The organism is Microcystis sp. LSC13-02 (genome assembly GCA_002282935.1).
Classification (GTDB): Bacteria; Cyanobacteriota; Cyanobacteriia; order Cyanobacteriales; family Microcystaceae; genus Microcystis.
Genome location: MTBT01000042.1, coordinates 3,958 through 4,813 on the forward strand (window position 1 = coordinate 3,958; position 856 = coordinate 4,813).

An 856-nucleotide genomic window follows, 5' to 3' on the forward strand; every position below is an offset into this window, starting at 1 on the left:
GGCGTTGACGGTCGGGAATTGTGGAGGAGCGACGGCACGGCGGCGGGTACAGTTTTGGTCAAAGATATCAACCCCGGTTTCTTTAGCTCCTACCCCCTCAATCTAACGGCAGTGGGCAACACCCTGTTCTTCACTGCCTATGACGGCGTTAACGGTGGGGAGTTGTGGAAGAGCGACGGCACGGTAGCTGGTACAGTTCTGGTCAAAGATATTTCTCCCGGTTCCTATAGTTCCTTCCCCCGCAATCTAACGGTAGTGGGCAGTACCCTCTTTTTCACTGCCGATGACGGCGTAAACGGTGAGGAATTGTGGAAGAGCGACGGCACGGAGGCCGGCACGGTTCTGGTGACCGACATCATCCCCGGTGCCTCTGGCTACGGCCCCAGCAGTCTGAAGGTAGTGGGCAATACTTTGTTCTTCACTGCCGATAACGGCGTTAACGGTCAAGAGTTGTGGGCATTAAATGTGGGGGGTCCCACAGTTCCCACCCTCGCCATTGCCGCCACTAATGCCAACCAAACCGAGGGCAATAGTGGCAGTAAAGCTTTCACCTTCACCGTCACTCGTGCGGATAACACCACGGGAAGCAATAACGTTAACTGGGCAGTTACCGGCAGCGGCAGTAATCCTACCAATGCCACTGATTTTGTCGGGGGATTGTTACCGTCAGGAACGGTGAGTTTTGCCTCCGGAGAAACCAGTAAAGTAATTACTGTTAACGTTCAGGGGGATACAACGGTAGAACTGAACGAAAACTTTACCGTCACCCTCTCCAATGCCACCAACGGCGCTACTATTACCACCGCTCTAGTCACCGGAACAATTCTCAATGATGATATCAGTGTCACCCCAATCG

General features: G+C 53.6%; 1 protein-coding gene. It reads left to right on the top strand.

Translation table 11 applies throughout. The features are described from left to right. On the top strand, nt 1-856 hold an 856-nt coding region (locus BGL89_RS02630; protein ID WP_353743905.1), incomplete at both ends, for an ELWxxDGT repeat protein.